Source organism: Antricoccus suffuscus, assembly GCF_003003235.1.
In the GTDB taxonomy this organism is placed as follows: Bacteria; Actinomycetota; Actinomycetes; order Mycobacteriales; family Antricoccaceae; genus Antricoccus; species Antricoccus suffuscus.
Genome location: NZ_PVUE01000002.1, coordinates 145,834 through 160,404, shown reverse-complemented (window position 1 = coordinate 160,404; position 14,571 = coordinate 145,834). Strand labels below are relative to the sequence as shown.

Annotated in this window: 13 protein-coding genes; 3 read left to right on the top strand and 10 right to left on the bottom strand. The window is 65.6% G+C overall.

All coding sequences use genetic code 11. The features are described from left to right. Window positions 1-1,146 carry a PQQ-dependent sugar dehydrogenase gene (locus tag CLV47_RS03545; RefSeq protein ID WP_170110944.1) on the top strand — a complete coding sequence of 382 codons (1,146 nt, stop codon included), beginning with the start codon at window positions 1-3 and terminating at the stop codon, window positions 1,144-1,146. Between the two features lie 7 nt (window positions 1,147-1,153). Here the strand turns inward: CLV47_RS03545 and CLV47_RS03540 are convergent, their stop codons facing one another. From CLV47_RS03540 to gatC, 5 genes are read right to left on the bottom strand one after another with little or no spacing between them, the layout of a single operon-like run. After that, a complete protein-coding gene (locus CLV47_RS03540) occupies window positions 1,154-2,638 on the bottom strand; it encodes a hypothetical protein (protein WP_106347620.1) in 1,485 nt (494 codons plus the stop codon). Window positions 2,639-2,672: 34 nt separating this feature from the next. Next, the gene (gene gatB / locus CLV47_RS03535) at window positions 2,673-4,184 is read right to left on the bottom strand and encodes an Asp-tRNA(Asn)/Glu-tRNA(Gln) amidotransferase subunit GatB (RefSeq protein WP_106347619.1); all 1,512 of its coding nucleotides are present in this window, start codon (window positions 4,182-4,184) and stop codon (window positions 2,673-2,675) included. Next, the gene (locus CLV47_RS03530) at window positions 4,181-4,435 is read right to left on the bottom strand and encodes a hypothetical protein (protein WP_106347618.1); all 255 of its coding nucleotides are present in this window, start codon (window positions 4,433-4,435) and stop codon (window positions 4,181-4,183) included. Before CLV47_RS03530 ends, gatB begins: the two co-directional genes overlap by 4 nt. Then, the gene (gene gatA / locus CLV47_RS03525) at window positions 4,432-5,958 is read right to left on the bottom strand and encodes an Asp-tRNA(Asn)/Glu-tRNA(Gln) amidotransferase subunit GatA (protein WP_106347617.1); all 1,527 of its coding nucleotides are present in this window, start codon (window positions 5,956-5,958) and stop codon (window positions 4,432-4,434) included. The genes CLV47_RS03530 and gatA overlap by 4 nt, the downstream gene beginning before the upstream one ends. A 2-nt stretch (window positions 5,959-5,960) precedes the next feature. Further along, complete coding sequence (gene gatC / locus CLV47_RS03520; protein ID WP_106347616.1) at window positions 5,961-6,266, bottom strand: Asp-tRNA(Asn)/Glu-tRNA(Gln) amidotransferase subunit GatC; 306 nt, start codon at window positions 6,264-6,266, stop codon at window positions 5,961-5,963. Between the two features lie 150 nt (window positions 6,267-6,416). Between gatC and CLV47_RS03515 the strand changes: the two genes are divergently transcribed. Together CLV47_RS03515 and CLV47_RS03510 are read left to right on the top strand one after the other, a co-directional pair. After that, window positions 6,417-7,331, top strand: coding sequence for a 1,4-dihydroxy-2-naphthoate polyprenyltransferase (locus tag CLV47_RS03515; protein ID WP_106347905.1), 915 nt, complete (start codon window positions 6,417-6,419; stop codon window positions 7,329-7,331). 125 nt (window positions 7,332-7,456) lie between these two features. Beyond that, on the top strand, window positions 7,457-8,143 hold the full coding sequence (locus tag CLV47_RS03510) for an ACT domain-containing protein (protein ID WP_202862367.1): 687 nt from the start codon (window positions 7,457-7,459) through the stop codon (window positions 8,141-8,143). Window positions 8,144-8,151: 8 nt separating this feature from the next. Here CLV47_RS03510 and ligA read toward each other — a convergent pair whose 3' ends face one another. Genes ligA through CLV47_RS03485 form a run of 5 tightly spaced genes read right to left on the bottom strand, consistent with a single transcriptional unit; the run spans window position 8,152 to window position 14,571 of the window. Beyond that, window positions 8,152-10,314: an NAD-dependent DNA ligase LigA gene (gene ligA, locus CLV47_RS03505; protein WP_238145200.1), complete on the bottom strand. Its 2,163-nt coding sequence runs from the start codon at window positions 10,312-10,314 to the stop codon at window positions 8,152-8,154. Window positions 10,315-10,331: 17 nt separating this feature from the next. Then, the gene (locus CLV47_RS03500; protein ID WP_106347614.1) at window positions 10,332-11,270 is read right to left on the bottom strand and encodes a nuclear transport factor 2 family protein; all 939 of its coding nucleotides are present in this window, start codon (window positions 11,268-11,270) and stop codon (window positions 10,332-10,334) included. Then, on the bottom strand, window positions 11,267-12,274 hold the full coding sequence (locus CLV47_RS03495; protein WP_106347613.1) for a uroporphyrinogen decarboxylase/cobalamine-independent methonine synthase family protein: 1,008 nt from the start codon (window positions 12,272-12,274) through the stop codon (window positions 11,267-11,269). Before CLV47_RS03495 ends, CLV47_RS03500 begins: the two co-directional genes overlap by 4 nt. Beyond that, complete coding sequence (mnmA, locus tag CLV47_RS03490; RefSeq protein WP_238145199.1) at window positions 12,271-13,359, bottom strand: tRNA 2-thiouridine(34) synthase MnmA; 1,089 nt, start codon at window positions 13,357-13,359, stop codon at window positions 12,271-12,273. Before mnmA ends, CLV47_RS03495 begins: the two co-directional genes overlap by 4 nt. 21 nt (window positions 13,360-13,380) lie before the next feature. Further along, window positions 13,381-14,571, bottom strand: coding sequence for a cysteine desulfurase family protein (locus CLV47_RS03485; protein ID WP_106347611.1), 1,191 nt, complete (start codon window positions 14,569-14,571; stop codon window positions 13,381-13,383).

Here is a 14,571-nt window from a genome sequence, read left to right as displayed (position 1 = left end):
GTGTGTCTGTCCATCCTTTGCCTGCTCGGCGCGTCGGCATGCGCGAGCGCGGACAGTTACCTCGGCAGCGGCAACTGGTCGCCGCAGGCGGTCCCCCAGAATCCTGGTGGTCAGAGCCCCGATACCGGTCAGCCGCCGACGAACCCGTCGACGCCGAGCACTCCTGGTCAACCGGGAGAAAATCAGGACAGTGCGGTGCGTGCTACCGGTCTCGATCAGCCCTGGGGTATCGCACCCCTGCCGGACGGCACGGCCCTAGTAGGCGAGCGCGCGACCGGCAAGATCATCAAGGTCAACGGACAACCCGGCGTGCCCCAGCAAGACCTGTTCACAATTCCCGGCATAGACGCGTCTGGCGACGGCGGCCTGCTCGGCTTGGCCACCTCGCCCGCGTACAGCGAGGACGGGCTCGTGTTTGCCTACATCACGACGGCGACCGACAATCGGGTCGTCAGCTTCAACAGTGCCGGGACCGTCGTACCTGTCATCACCGGGATCCCGAAGGGCGCGGTCCACAACGGGGGCGCGCTCGCTGCCGGCGCCGACGGCAATCTTTATATCGGCACCGGAGATACCGGCAATCCGGCGCTGGCCACGGATCCGGCTAGCCTCGCCGGGAAGATACTGCGGATCGACAACTTCGGCGCTCCTGCCGCCGATAATCCGACGGCCGGCTCGGCGGTATTCGCCAGCGGGCTCGCCGACGCGACGGGCATCTGCCTGTCGACGAACGGCGGCTATGCGGTCGACCTCGGCGGCGGCACTCCCACGGCCGTCACCGGAAACGAGCTTGAGACCTTGGAACCGGGCGCCAACTACGCAGGTACCGATCCGACGGTCGCCTACTCCGGCAAGTCGCTCGGCGGCGCCGCCTGCGCCGCGGTCACCACGACCGCGATCGTCACCGGGCTCGACTCGAAATCGCTGATGACCAGCATCATGAACAAGAAGGGCGCGCCGGTCGACGATCCGCAGCTATCGCTGACCGACAAGTACGGTCGGCTGCGCGCGATCGCGATCGACCCGGCGTCCGGCGCCATGTGGGTCGGCACCTACAACAGGGACGGCATCGGTACGCCGGCCGCGGACGACGACAAGATCATCATGGTGCCGCCCCCGCAGGGTGGCGGCGGCGGCATCAGCTAGTCGGCGGCTACTGCTTGTCGATCTTGAGCTTGAGTGCGACATCCGCGGCCTTGTTCACGTTGGCGCTCGGATCGCCACCGTCGGTGAAGGCGGTTTCGACGATCCGCACGGTCTGGCCGTCGATCGATGATGCGTACTCCGCGTTGTCAAAGACTTTGGTCGACGGGTACCCCTTGGGGATCACGCCATCGCGCAAGAGGTCGTTGACGTTGCCGGTGCCGTCCGAGTCCACCTTCGACTTCAGTTTCGCGGCATCACCGTCGGATTTCAGCTTGACGTCGGCGACGCTGACGACAACCTGTTTTCCGTCCACATCGGTCAGATAGAGAGCTCTCGTCAGTCCACTGCAGCCGATCTGAGTCAGGAGCGACTTGATCTCGCCGTACGAGAACGTCGCACACTTCGCGGTCTGGTCGTAGGCGCCTTGCTGGAAGGCGAGGCCGTCGATCTGCTGCGCGGCAGGCGTCGTCGTGCCTGCAGCCCCATCGCTCGCGCCTGCGCCTTGCGACGTATTCGATCCACTACCGCCGTTACCCGCGGACTTGTCCGAACTACCGGAGAACAGCCACTGGGCTCCGAATACAACCGCTGCGATGAGCACCGCGAGGGCGGCGAGACCGGCCAGCCACCGAAACGGGCTGCGATGGATGTCATCCTCTTCAGGAGCGTCGAGCAGGCTATCGGCGGCGGCGGGCTCGGACACCGCGAGCGGCGCGGACGCTTGCAACGGTACGGCTGCCACCCGCGGATTGGGCCGGGTGTGCTCGGTCGGCGCGTCGGCCGCACTACCGTGGCCCATGAGTCGGGCCTGCGCGTGTTCCGGGACCGCGGCGACCGGTGAGTCCTCGGTCGAGGTCGGCCGCAGCACGTAGGGCGAGTACGGGAATCCTTCATTAGTCAGCGCCTCGACCGGTACCTGACTTCCGTCGTACCCGAGGATTCGCAGCGCCGCGAGTACGTCGGCACTGGTCCACAACTGCTTGAGGCCACCAGTTGTTTGGGAGGTTGCGCGGACGATTCCGTCGGCGATGTCGTCCTGGTGCGTCCGGACGACGACGACACCGCTGGAGCGTTCGGTCTCCGGCTGCGCGACCCCGGAGATGTCACCATCGACCACGATCAACGACTGCATGTAACCCGGGTCGATTCCACGTTTGCGCAGTACCGCTGCGACGTTCTTTACGGCCGTGTCCGTTTCATGGACGGGGTTGCTGCCACCACGACCGAGGTGGATCAACCGGCCACCGACGGTCCAGGCGCCGCGGGCCGGAGCGAACAGGTAGCCCGACGCGTCTGGAATCTCTTGGACTCCGATGACCGCGATGCCTTCGGCTGTCAGCGCGACTCCGCTGATCGGCCCGAACCGTGTGAAGCCGTCGCCGAGCACGATGAGCCCGGGAAAGTTGCGTCGCCCGGGCCCGTACTGCCGAATCGTCTCGAAAAACCTCTTTTGAGCCGCGTCGTCAGGAGAGCCATGCGTCAGAACGAGCACACTTCCTCCTTGTCGATTGTCGCGACCGTGGCGCTCACGGTGTTTGGCCGAGCCGTTCGAGGATAAGGGCGCGCACCGCCTGCGCGTCCGCTTGACCCTTCGTGGACTTCATCACTGCCCCGACGAGCGCCCCTGCCGCGGCTACCTTGCCGGCACGAATCTTGCCCGCGACGTCGCCGTTTGCGGCGATCGCCTCATCGACGGCCGCGCCGAGCGTGTCTGTGTCGGAGACCACAACGAGCCCGCGAGACTTCATGACGGCCTCCGGATTGCCTTCACCGGCCAGCACGCCGTCGACCACGGAGCGCGCAAGCTTGTCGTTGAGACGCCCGGACGTGACCAGGCCGATGATCTCGGCGACCTGCTGCGGTGTGATGGCCAGCTCGCTGGCCTCGATCCCGGCCTCGTTGGCGCGGCGGGCGAGCTCACCGGTCCACCACTTGCGGGCGTCCGCCGCGCTTGCCCCGGCCGCAACCGTCTGCGACATGAGATCGAGCGCACCGGTGCTGACCAGGGCGCCCATGTCCTTGTCAGAGAGCCCCCACTCGCTCTTGAGGCGGCTCTGTCGGGCCGCCGGGAGCTCGGGGAGCTCGGCCTTGAGGCGTCGTACCCACTCCGGGTCCGGCGCCATCGGCACCAGATCCGGCTCCGGGAAGTAGCGGTAGTCGGTGGCTTCTTCCTTGCTGCGGCCCGAGGTCGTCTGGCCGCTGTCCTCGTGGAAATGCCGAGTCTCCTGGTAGATCCGCTCACCGGCATCGAGAAACGGCTTCTGCCGGATGATCTCACCGCGAACGGCGCGCTCGACGGACCGCAACGAGTTGACATTCTTGGTCTCGGTCCGGATACCCAGGCCCTCACCCGGCTTGTTGAGCGAGACGTTGACGTCGCACCGCATCGAGCCTTGCTCCATGCGGACGTCCGAAACGCCAAGCGCACGGCAGATCTCGCGCAGTTCCGAGACATACGCGCGGGCCACCGCCGGCGTCTTTGCGCCCGCTCCCGCGAACGGCTTGGTGACGACCTCAACCAGCGGAATGCCGGCCCGGTTGAAGTCCACCAAAGAATGAGTCGCGCCCTGAATCCGACCTGTGGCTCCGCCGACGTGCAACGACTTACCGGTGTCCTCTTCGAGGTGCACGCGCTCGATCTCGACGCGGAACGTCTCGCCGTCGACAACGACGTCAAGGTAGCCGTCGATGCACAGCGGTTCGTCGAACTGGCTGGTCTGGAAGTTTTTGGGCATGTCCGGATAGAAGTAGTTCTTGCGGGCGAATCGGCACCAGGTAGCGATCGTGCAGTTCAGCGCGAGCCCGATCCGGATCGTGCCCTCGATCCCCTTCTCGTTAGGTACCGGCAACGCGCCGGGTAGGCCGAGACAGACCGGGCAGATCTGTGTATTGGGCTCCGCACCGAACTCGGTAGCGCAGCCGCAGAACATCTTCGACTCGGTGCCGAGCTCGACGTGCGTCTCCAGGCCGACGACCGGCTCGTACGTCTCGAGCGCGGCCAGCAGCTCGGCGTCGCCCGCGCGTGCTTGCATGCTCATAGGGTCTTCTCCTGGTTGGTCTCGGCCGCTTCGCGATCGGCCCGTAGCTTGGCCAGTTTTGGTTTGAGCACGACTCGGTCGTAGAAGATCACGTTAACAACGGTCAGTAAGCCAAGGATGATGAACAACAGGAAGATCTTCTCGCCCGTCGTGACCATCATGATGACGCCGACCACGATCACGAAGATCGCCAGCGACCACGCGGCAATGTTGATCTTCTTGTTGCGACCGCTCAGCTCCAGCTCGTTCATCGGATCGCCAACTCGGCAAGGAACGGCGCACCGCGGGAGGCATCGAGCGCGCCTTCGAGTGCTGCGCCGACCCGGTAGCAGCGGTCATCGGCCATCGTCGGCGCCATGATCTGCAGGCCCACCGGCAGCGGCGTACCCCCGCTGTCAGCAGGATCCTCGGCCAACCCGACCGGCAGCGACATCGCCGGTACGCCGACGAGACTGGCCGGCAGCGTGCACAGGTCGCCTTGGTACATCGCGAGTGGATCGTTGACCTTCGCGCCAATCGGGTAGGCCACCGTCGGTGTCGTCGGTGACACCAGCACGTCGACCTGCTCGAAGGCGGCGGTGAAGTCGCGCGCCAGCAGGGTGCGCACCTTCTGCGCCTGGCCGTAGTAGGCGTCGTAGTAGCCACTGGACAGCGCGTACGCGCCCAGAATGATGCGACGCTTGACCTCTGCGCCGAAGCCGGCCTCTCGGGTCATCGACATGACTTCCTCGAGGCTGGCCTCGCCGTCGTCGCCGACCCGTAGCCCGTAGCGGACGGAGTCGAACCTGGCCAGGTTGGACGAGGCCTCGCTGGGCGCGATCAGGTAGTACGCCGGAAGGCTGTAGGAGAAGTGCGGGCAGCTGACTTCGGTCACCGTCGCACCAAGGTCGCGCAGCGTCTGTACGCCGGCCTCGAACGCGCTCATCACGCCGGTCTCATAACCGTCACCGCCGAGCTCGCGTACGACGCCCACGCGCACACCCGTGAGATCGCCGTTGGCGCCCTTGCGCGCCGCCGCGACCACTCCGGGCACCGGTGCATCGATCGACGTCGAATCGCACGGGTCATAGCCGGAGATCGCCTCATGCAGTAGCGCGGTGTCCATAACGGTGCGGCCGAACGGACCAGGAGTGTCGAGGCTCGAGGAGAAGGCGATGACGCCGTACCGCGAGTTACTGCCGTACGTCGGCTTCATCCCGACCAGACCGCACATCGCCGCTGGCTGCCGGACCGAGCCACCGGTATCGGTACCGAGCGAGAGCGGCGTTTCAAAGCTGGCGACCGCGGACGCCGAGCCGCCGGAGGAGCCGCCGGGGATCCGGTCGTGATTCCACGGGTTACGGACCGGCTTGTACGCCGAGTTTTCGTTGGTCGAGCCCATCGCGAACTCGTCCATGTTGGTCTTGCCGAGTACGACGAGCCCGGCCGCCAGCGCGCGGGCGCTCACCGTGCTCTCATACGGCGGGGTCCAGCCCTCGAGGATCTTCGAGCCGGCGGTGGTCGGCGTACCCCGGGTGACGAAGACGTCCTTCAGGCCGATCGGCACGCCGGCGAGCGGGCCGAGAGCCTTGCCGGCGGCGCGGTCTTCGTCGACCGTCGCGGCCTGTGCGAGCGCCTTGGCGCCATCGACGTGCAGAAATGACCCGATCGTGTCGTCGACCGCGGAGATCTGGTCGAGATGAGCCTGCGTCACCTCGACGGACGTGACGTCGCCGGCGGCGAGCCTGGCCGCGAGGTCGGCAGCGGACAGATGAATCAGTTCGCTCGGCGCCATGCTTACGCCTCCTCGTCAAGGATGCGCGGTACCCGGAACCGGTTTTCCTGTGCGGCCGGCGCCGCCCGCAGTACCTCGTCACGATCCAGCGACGGGGTGATCACGTCCGGTCGGGTCACGTTGGTCATCGGCACGTTGTGCGACATCGGCGGAATCTCGTCAGCGGCGACCTCACCCACCTTCGCGACGTACTCCAGGATGCGTTCGAGCTGCGGGGCGAAGGTATCAATCTCGGATTCGGTGACCGACAACCTGGACAAATGCGCCAGATGGGCCACTTCATCGCGGCTGATCTTTGATTCAGACATGTGTGGTGAAGACATTCCTGTCGACGTTGGGTGCCTGTCCAAGCGTTCGTTCACTTGAACAAGGTCGTGCCAAATCGTTTATTCTACTGGCCGCTATCGAAGCGGAGGGCACCTGCTGACCCGTTGTGTCGGTTACGCGAAGATGTCCTGGTGAAAAATCGCAGCCAGGCATCCCTCTGGGTAGCCGGCGCCCGCCCCCGCACTCTGCCGCTGTCTGTCGTACCCGTTGCCGTGGGCACCGCCGTCGCCGCCGAGTACGCCCCATCCGGCACCGGTTGGTACGGCGAAATCAGCTGGTGGCGGGTCGTGCTCGCGCTCGTCGTCGGGCTGGCGCTGCAGATCGGCGTGAACTACGCCAACGACTACAGCGACGGGATCCGCGGCGCCGACGCCGACCGAGTGGGCCCGCTGCGGCTCACCGCTTCGGGAGTCGTCCCGGCGAAGCAGGTCAAGTACGCCGCGTTCGGCTGTTTCGCACTGGCCGCGCTCTGTGGGCTCGGCCTGGCCGTCAGTACGTCGTACTGGCTAGTGCTCGTTGGCGCCGTGGCGATCGTCGGCGCGTGGTTCTACACCGGCGGCTCCTCGCCGTACGGCTATCGCGGGCTCGGCGACGTGTCCGTCTTCGTGTTCTTCGGGCTCGTCGCCGTGATCGGCACGGCCTACGTCGCGGGCTCGCACCCGCGGCTGAGCTGGCTCGCGCTGTGGACCGCGATCCCGGTGGGCCTGCTCGCGGTCGCCGTACTTGTCGCCAACAACCTGCGCGACCTGCCCAAGGACGCGCTGGTCGGGAAACGCACGTCCGCGGTGCGGCTCGGTGACCGCGGCACCCGCATCATGTATGCGCTGTGCGTCGGTCTGGCGATAGTCGTGGGCGCGCTGGTGGTGCCGGTGATCTGTCTGCCACTCATCGCAATCGCTGCCATAGTCGGCTTCTTTCCGGTACGCACCGTGCTACGCGGCGCGAAAGGTATGGACCTGATCAGTGTTCTCGTAGCCACCGGTCAGCTCCAGATTGTCTACGGCGCGGCGCTCGTGATTGGTCTTCTGGTCGGCGCGGACTGGTAGCCTCGCCACCGGTTTCCGCGACGTAACGTCGTGTTGCGGTGCGGTATCGGCTCGGCACAAGTCATCGCCCGCGGCGTACCTGTCGTGATTAGGTGGTAGATGTTTAACCCGGACAACCTGGAAAAATGCCCCCATCTGCGAAACGAAGTGACATGTCTTATCTGCTGCGCGTGATCTTGCCCGACCACCCCGGTTCGCTAGGTCTCGTCGCCACAGCGATCGGTTCGGCCGGTGGCGACATCATCAGTGTCGACATCGTCGACAAGGCCGACAATCACGCCGTCGATGACATCGTGATCGATATCGGTCCCGGCAAGCTTCCCGACGAGATCATGAGCGCGGCCCAGTCGATCGACGGCGTGCAGGTTGAGTCCATCCGCCCCTTCGACGGCGCGCTGGCGACGCATCGTGAGCTTGCGCTGATCGAGGCCATGTCGGCCGATCCGCTCGGCGCCGGACAACTGCTGCTCGATGACATTCCGTGGCTGTTCCGGTCCGGCTGGGGCGTGCTGGTCGACCACGAGGGCGAAGTGCTCCTGCGCAGCAAGGGCGCGCCGGACGCGGGCAAGGTGGCCCCGTGGGCCCAGCTGGAGCGCGCCCGGCTGATCGAGCCCAGCCGCGATCCCGTGCCCGAAACGTGGACGACCCTCGACACCTCGCTGATGGGCGCTCCGGCCGGTGAGTTCTTCTGCGTCGTCGCCGGTCGGCCCGGCGGTCCAGACTTCCGGCCAAGCGAGATCGCCCGCCTCGCACACATCGTCGGAATCGCGCGCACGATCTTCCTACGCTTCGAAGAGACTCGCGAAAAGTAGCCGAACTCTCAACTACCGAAATTCTCAGGGCCGTGCTCGAGAAGTTTCTTGAAGCCGTCGTTGTCGAGAATCTGTAGGCCCAGCGTCTCGGCCTTCTGTGCCTTGGTACCGGGCGAGTCACCGACGACGACGTACGCCGTCTTCTTGCTCACCGAGTTGACGGCCTTCCCACCGCGCGCCACGATCGCCTCCGACGCCTCGTCCCGGCTGAAGTCGGTCAGTGTCCCGGTCACCACAATCGATAGCCCCTCGAGCGTCTGCGGTAGATCCGATCCCTCTGGCTCGTCGTCCTCCATCCGCACGCCCGCCGCCCGCCATTTGTCGACAACAGTGCGGTGCCAGTCGACCGCGAACCAGTTCTTCACCGACTCGGCGATAATGCCACCGACGCCGTCGACAGCCGCGAGGTCTTCCTCGGGCGCAGCCACGATCGCATCCAGAGAACGAAAGTGCGCGGCGAGGGCCTGCGCTGCGGTAGGCCCCACGTGCCGGATAGACAGCGAGACGAGCACCCGCCATAGTGGCTGCGTCTTGGCGATTTGCAGTGACTCCAGCAGCTTTCGCGCGTTCTCGGTCAGTGACTCCTTGGTCTTGAGCCGGAAGAACGGTATGCCGATGAGCTGTTCCTCAGTCAGCGCGAAGACGTCTCCCTCGTTGAGGAACCCGTCGGACTCGGCCAGCGCGCCGGCAGCCTTCCAGCCAAGCGCATCTATGTCGAGCCCGGAACGTGACCCAAGGTAGGTCAACCGTTCGTGCAGCTGGGCTGGGCACGCTTCGGCGTTGGGGCAGCGGATGTCGGCGTCACCCTCCTTCATCTCGCGCAACGGCGTCCCGCATGACGGACAGTCCGTGGGCATAACGAAGGCGCGCTCGCTGCCATCTCGCAGAGCGGCGACGGGCCCAAGAATCTCCGGGATCACATCGCCGGCCTTACGCAAGACGACAGTGTCGCCGATAAGTACGCCCTTACGCTTTACTTCGTGCGCGTTGTGCAGGGTTGCCATCTCAACGGTGGATCCGGCGACCTGGACCGGCTCCATCACGCCATACGGTGTCACCCGGCCGGTGCGCCCGACGTTGACCCGGATGTCCAGCAGTTTGGTGTTGACCTCTTCGGGTGGGTATTTATAGGCGATCGCCCAGCGCGGCGCGCGACTCGTCGTACCCAGCCGGCGTTGTAGTGCAATCTCGTCAATCTTGACGACGACGCCATCGATCTCGTGCTCGACGCTGTGCCGATTCTCGGCGTAGTAGTCGATGAACTCGCGCACTTCCTTGAGCCCGTCGACCACCCGGACGCGATCCGAGGTCGGCAACCCGTAGCCGCGCAGAATCTCGTAGGCTTCGGACTGGCTCTTCCAGCTCACGCCCTCGGCCAGCCCGATGCCGTGTACGACGAGGCGCAGGTCGCGTTTGGCGGTGTTGGCTGCATCTTTTTGACGCAACGACCCCGCAGCGGTGTTGCGCGGGTTGGCATATGGCGGCTTACCTTGTTCGACCAACGACTCGTTGAGCGCGAGGAACTCGGCCGTCGGAAAGTAGACCTCTCCCCTAACTTCCATCCGGGTCGGGAAGTCCTTGCCTTTCAGCCGCGACGGGATGTTTTTGACGGTCTTGGCATTTGCGGTGATGTCCTCCCCGACCTGCCCGTCACCGCGGGTCGCGCCGCGAGTCAGCTTCCCGTTTTCGTACACCAGGGCGATCGCCAGTCCGTCGATCTTAAGCTCGCAGATATATTTGGGATCTTTGACGCCGTCGCGGGCGATCCGGTCCGCCCAGGTGTCCAGCTCCTCGAAGTTGAACGCGTTGTCGAGGCTGTACATCCGGCGCAGGTGAGTGACCGACTCGAAGGATGACTGTCCATAGCTTGCGACCCGCTGCGACGGCGAGTCTGGGCCGACCAAGTCGGGGAACTCCGACTCTAAATCAAGCAGTTCACGAAACAGTACGTCGTATTCGGCATCGCTGACCGTCGGTGCGTCATCGCCGTAATATCGGTCGGAATGCTCGGTCAGCTCAGCGGCCAACTGCGCATGCCTGGCCAGCGCAACGTCGGCGGCATCGGTTGTCTGCTCCTGATCGGCCACGGGCTTGCCCACGCCTTGAGACTTGCGCTTGCTCTCGGAATTGCGCTTGCTCTCGGGCTTGCGCCCGCTGTCAGATTTGCTCACTCGGCCATTGTCTCCGATCAGGGCGACAATTTTTGAAAGGGCGTGGTCGCGGCGTCGTGTAGCCGGCTCGACTCGTGCCCAACAACGCTGAACCCGCGCTCGGCGTACGGGAACTCGGCAAGCTCACTGCTCTGGTCGAGGTTGCGGTGGTAGGAGCGGATCTCGGCGATCTTGTTATTGTCGAACACGTACCACTCCGTGCCGCGGGTGACGATTCGTCGTGGCGCGCCAGCGGGCTGGTTGTACATCGACCATTCGATGATCGCCTCGTCACCTTGCTCGATAATGCTCTCCACGACCCACCGAGCCTGCAGCATCCGGGCCACTTTGCGCCAGTAGCGAGCGAGGTGTTGTGCGCCGCTGACGGCAGTCGAGCCGACATTGGGCCGCAGGAAGTAATGCGTGACGTCGGCGGTGAAGAACGCTTCGAGTCGTTCGGCGTCGGCGGCCGTGCACGCGTCGTAGTAGTCGATGATCAACGGCAGCCGGGAGCTCGGAGGCTGGGCACCGAGGTCGTCCTTGGCCGACGACTCGCGATCGACGCCGCTGTACTTCCTGTCTGTGTATGGGAAGCCGTCAAGGTCGCACGGCTCGTCGAGCACCTGATGGTAAGAGCGAACCTCGGCGATGAGCCCGTCACTGACCTCGAACCACTCGCAGCCGCGGGTCACGATCGGCGCGTCAACCCCGGCGGGCGTCCACGTCATGGCCCACTCGATCGCCGCCCGGCTGCCCTGCTCGATGAGCCGGTCGACCTGCCAGCGAGCGCCCAGCTTCTCGGCGCTCTTGTGCACTTTCCGAGCTAGGTGCTCCGCGCTGCGCACCGGCCGCGATCCGACGTTGGGCGCGAGGTAAAAGTGCGTGATGTCGGGCTGCAACGTAGATCGGACCGCATCTTCGTCGCCGCGCCCGCACGCGTCGTAGTACTTCTCGATCAAGGCGAGCGTCGTACTCATCGTTCCTCGTCCTCCTCGGGATTGTCCTGGAGCTGGGCAGCCAGCGTGTTGAGGGCTTGGAGCCTTTCGATGGCGCGCTCCATAGGCATCCCGGTGAGGCCGCACGCGGTCGACAGGCCGAGTTGGGTGCGCACCCCTTCGCCAGACATCCCTATGTGCCGAGCAAGTCTGCGAATTCGTTGCGCGGTCCGGTCGATCGTCTTCGGACCGACCTCCGCCACACCGAAGACGCCACCATAGAGGACGAAGTCGCCGTCGAGCGCTTCGCCGAGCTCGTCGTACTGCGCCTCAGTGACCAGCGCGAGGTCGATCGCCACACCCGTCGCGCCGGCACGCTTCAGCATCACCAGTGGCGGTTTGGGCGCGCAGGAGTGCACCAGGACAGGTACGCCGATGGTCGAGATCGTGCGCGCCAGGCCTTGTTCGAGCGTCGGTTCGTCAATCGGGTCGAGCCGGCCAAATCCGCTGGCCGTCGGCAGGTCACCGGCGAGGACGGCCGGCAAGCTGGGCTCGTCGAGCTGGACGATCAACTGTGCCTGAGGGCAGCGGGCGGCGACCTCCGTCACCAGACCGGCTATCCCCTCACTGAGCGACTCGTGCACATCACGCAGCGCGCCGTGATCGGTCTGGATCCGGTGACCACTGGCCAGCTCGACGCTCGCCGTCAGCGTCCATGGCCCGGCGACCTGGATCTTCAGCGGGCCGTCGTACCCGTCGGCGGCCACCTGCAGTGCATCGAGATCGCGCGCCCACAAGTCCTTGGTACGCCGCCAGTCCAGGCCGGCCCGCGGGACTATCCGCCATCCGGACACTGTGCGATCGACGTACAGGTCAACCAGTACGCCGCTCGCACGGCCGATTATGTCCGCGCCAGGACCGCGGGCAGGAAGCTCCGCCATGAAGGCGATATCGAGGTTTTCACCAAACGCAACCCGCATGGCCTCGGACGGATCGGTGCCTGGCAGCGAACCGATCCCGGTCGTTCCTGCTGGAAGCGTCGTCACGCCGCGACTGTGTGACAAATAGTGGCCGACCCGACGACGTTGTCGCTGTCGTAGAGCACGATGGCCTGCCCCGCGGAAATCCCCTTGACCGGTTCGGTCAACCCGACGACCAGTCGCCCGTCCGCATCAATTTCGACCACGGCGCCGGCCATGCCGCCATGTGCACGCATCTGCACCGTGCCGCTCCACGGCAGCGCCGGGACCTCGCCGGTCGTCCACACCGGGCGCTCGGCGACCACGGTGGCGATATCGAGCTGGTCGGCGGTCCCGACGGTCACCCGGTTATCGACTGGAGAGATATCCAAGACGTAGCGCGGCTTGCCGTCGCTGACCGGATTGCCAAGGCGCAGACCCTTGCGCTGCCCGATCGTGAAGGAGTACGAGCCATTATGCGATCCGAGGACCTCGCCAGAGGTCGAGTCCACAATCTCCCCGGGCTGCTCACCGAGGTGTTGGGTGAGGAATCCGGCGGTGTCGCCGTTAGCGATGAAGCAGATATCGTGGCTGTCGGGCTTGTCTGCGACCGACAGTCCGCGGCGAGCAGCCTCGGCGCGTACGTCGTCCTTGGTCGTATCGCCGAGCGGGAACATCGCGAATCGCAGCTGGTCCGGGGTAAGTACGGCGAGGACATAAGACTGGTCTTTGCCCATATCGACCGAACGTGCCAGGTGCGGCGTACCAGCATCGTCGAGCTCGAGCTTGGCATGGTGTCCGGTCACCACGGCGTCGAAGCCGAGGGCGCGGGCCCGGTCAAGTACGGCGGTGAACTTGATTTTCTCGTTGCACCGCAGGCAAGGGTTGGGCGTGCGGCCGGCCGCGTACTCTGCCACGAAGTCGTCGATGACGTCCTCGCGGAACTGCTCGGCGAGATCCCAGATATAGAACGGGATTCCTAGTACGTCGGCGGCGCGACGAGCGTCACGCGAGTCTTCTACCGTGCAGCATCCACGAGCACCAGCGCGAACGGCTTCGGGGGCACGCGACAAAGCAAGATGGACGCCGGTCACATCGTGACCTGCATCGACGGCACGGGCGGTGGCAACGGCGGAGTCGACTCCACCGGACATTGCAGCAAGAATCTTCACGGTTGCAAGAGTCTACCCGGCTCAGCGCACCCCGGCCGCGGCGCGGGCGCGCAGCACGGCCTCGGGAAACGCTTCGACCAACGCGTCGAGATCGGCCTCGGTCGTCGTACGTCCCATCGAGATGCGCAGCGTCGACCGAGCCCGTTCCTCGGAGCCGCCCATGGCCAGTACGACGTGCGACGGTTCGGCGACGCCCGCGGTACATGCCGAACCGGTCGACACCGAGATGCCGTTGGTATCGAGGACCATCAGCAGCGCATCCCCACTGCATCCAGGAATTGACACGCTGAGGATCCCCGGCAGGGTGCGCCCGGGATCGTTTTCGGGTACGCCGTTGACGTCAAGGTCCGGCACAACGGTGCGTAGCCGAGCGATAAGGCGCTCGCGCAGCACACCGACACGCTCCCGGTGGTTCCGCATTTCCGCGGTGGCCGCGGCAATCGCCACCCCGAACCCGACCGCGCCGGCGACGTCCAAAGTGCCGGAGCGGATCTGCCGTTCCTGACCGCCGCCGTGCAGTAACGGGGTTGGTTTGAACGAGCGCCGCGCGACCAGCGCGCCCACGCCCTGTGGCCCGCCCACCTTGTGCGCGGTGATCGCCATGGTTTCCAGTCCAGACGCCGCGAAGTCAATCGGCAGCACGCCGACAGCCTGCACCGCGTCGCTGTGCATCGGCACGCCCTCTACCGCCGCCATCGCGGCCAGCGCCGGAATGTCCGAGATCGCGCCCACCTCGTTGTTGGCCCACATCACCGCTACCGCGGTGGCCGTGTCCCCCGCCGTCGCGATCGCGGCGCGCAAACTGTCGCTGGTGACGGCGCCGTATCGATCGACCTCGGCCCACGCCAGGTCGGCGCCCTCGTCAGACTGCAGCCAGCGCGCCGTATCCAACACAGCATGGTGTTCGGCCGGCGACACTATCAGCGTCTTACGCCTGGGATTCTCCTTGTGTCGCAGACGATGTAGGCCTTTGACGGCCAAGTTGTCTGCCTCGGTGGCACCGCTGGTGAGGATGATCTCGATCGGGTGAGCACCGACGGCCTCGGCGATCGACTCGCGTGCTTCCTCGACGTACCGGCGGGCCCGTCGCCCCGTCGCGTGCAGGGATGAGGCATTACCGACATCGCGCATCACCCGCGACATGGCCTCGATGGCCTCTTCGCGCACGACGGTGGTGGCGGCATGGTCGAGGTAAACCTCGGTGCCGTTCAC

What these genes read in the sequence shown, in the direction of transcription:
- gatB (WP_106347619.1), bottom strand. Translation starts at nt 4,184, where the DNA reads ATGAGCATGCAAGCACGCGCGGGCGACGCCGAGCTGCTGGCCGCGCTC.
- CLV47_RS03530 (WP_106347618.1), bottom strand. Translation starts at nt 4,435, where the DNA reads ATGAACGAGCTGGAGCTGAGCGGTCGCAACAAGAAGATCAACATTGCC.
- gatA (WP_106347617.1), bottom strand. Translation starts at nt 5,958, where the DNA reads ATGGCGCCGAGCGAACTGATTCATCTGTCCGCTGCCGACCTCGCGGCC.
- gatC (WP_106347616.1), bottom strand. Translation starts at nt 6,266, where the DNA reads ATGTCTGAATCAAAGATCAGCCGCGATGAAGTGGCCCATCTGGCGCAT.
- CLV47_RS03510 (WP_202862367.1), top strand. Translation starts at nt 7,457, where the DNA reads ATGCCCCCATCTGCGAAACGAAGTGACATGTCTTATCTGCTGCGCGTG.
- CLV47_RS03500 (WP_106347614.1), bottom strand. Translation starts at nt 11,270, where the DNA reads ATGAGTACGACGCTCGCCTTGATCGAGAAGTACTACGACGCGTGCGGG.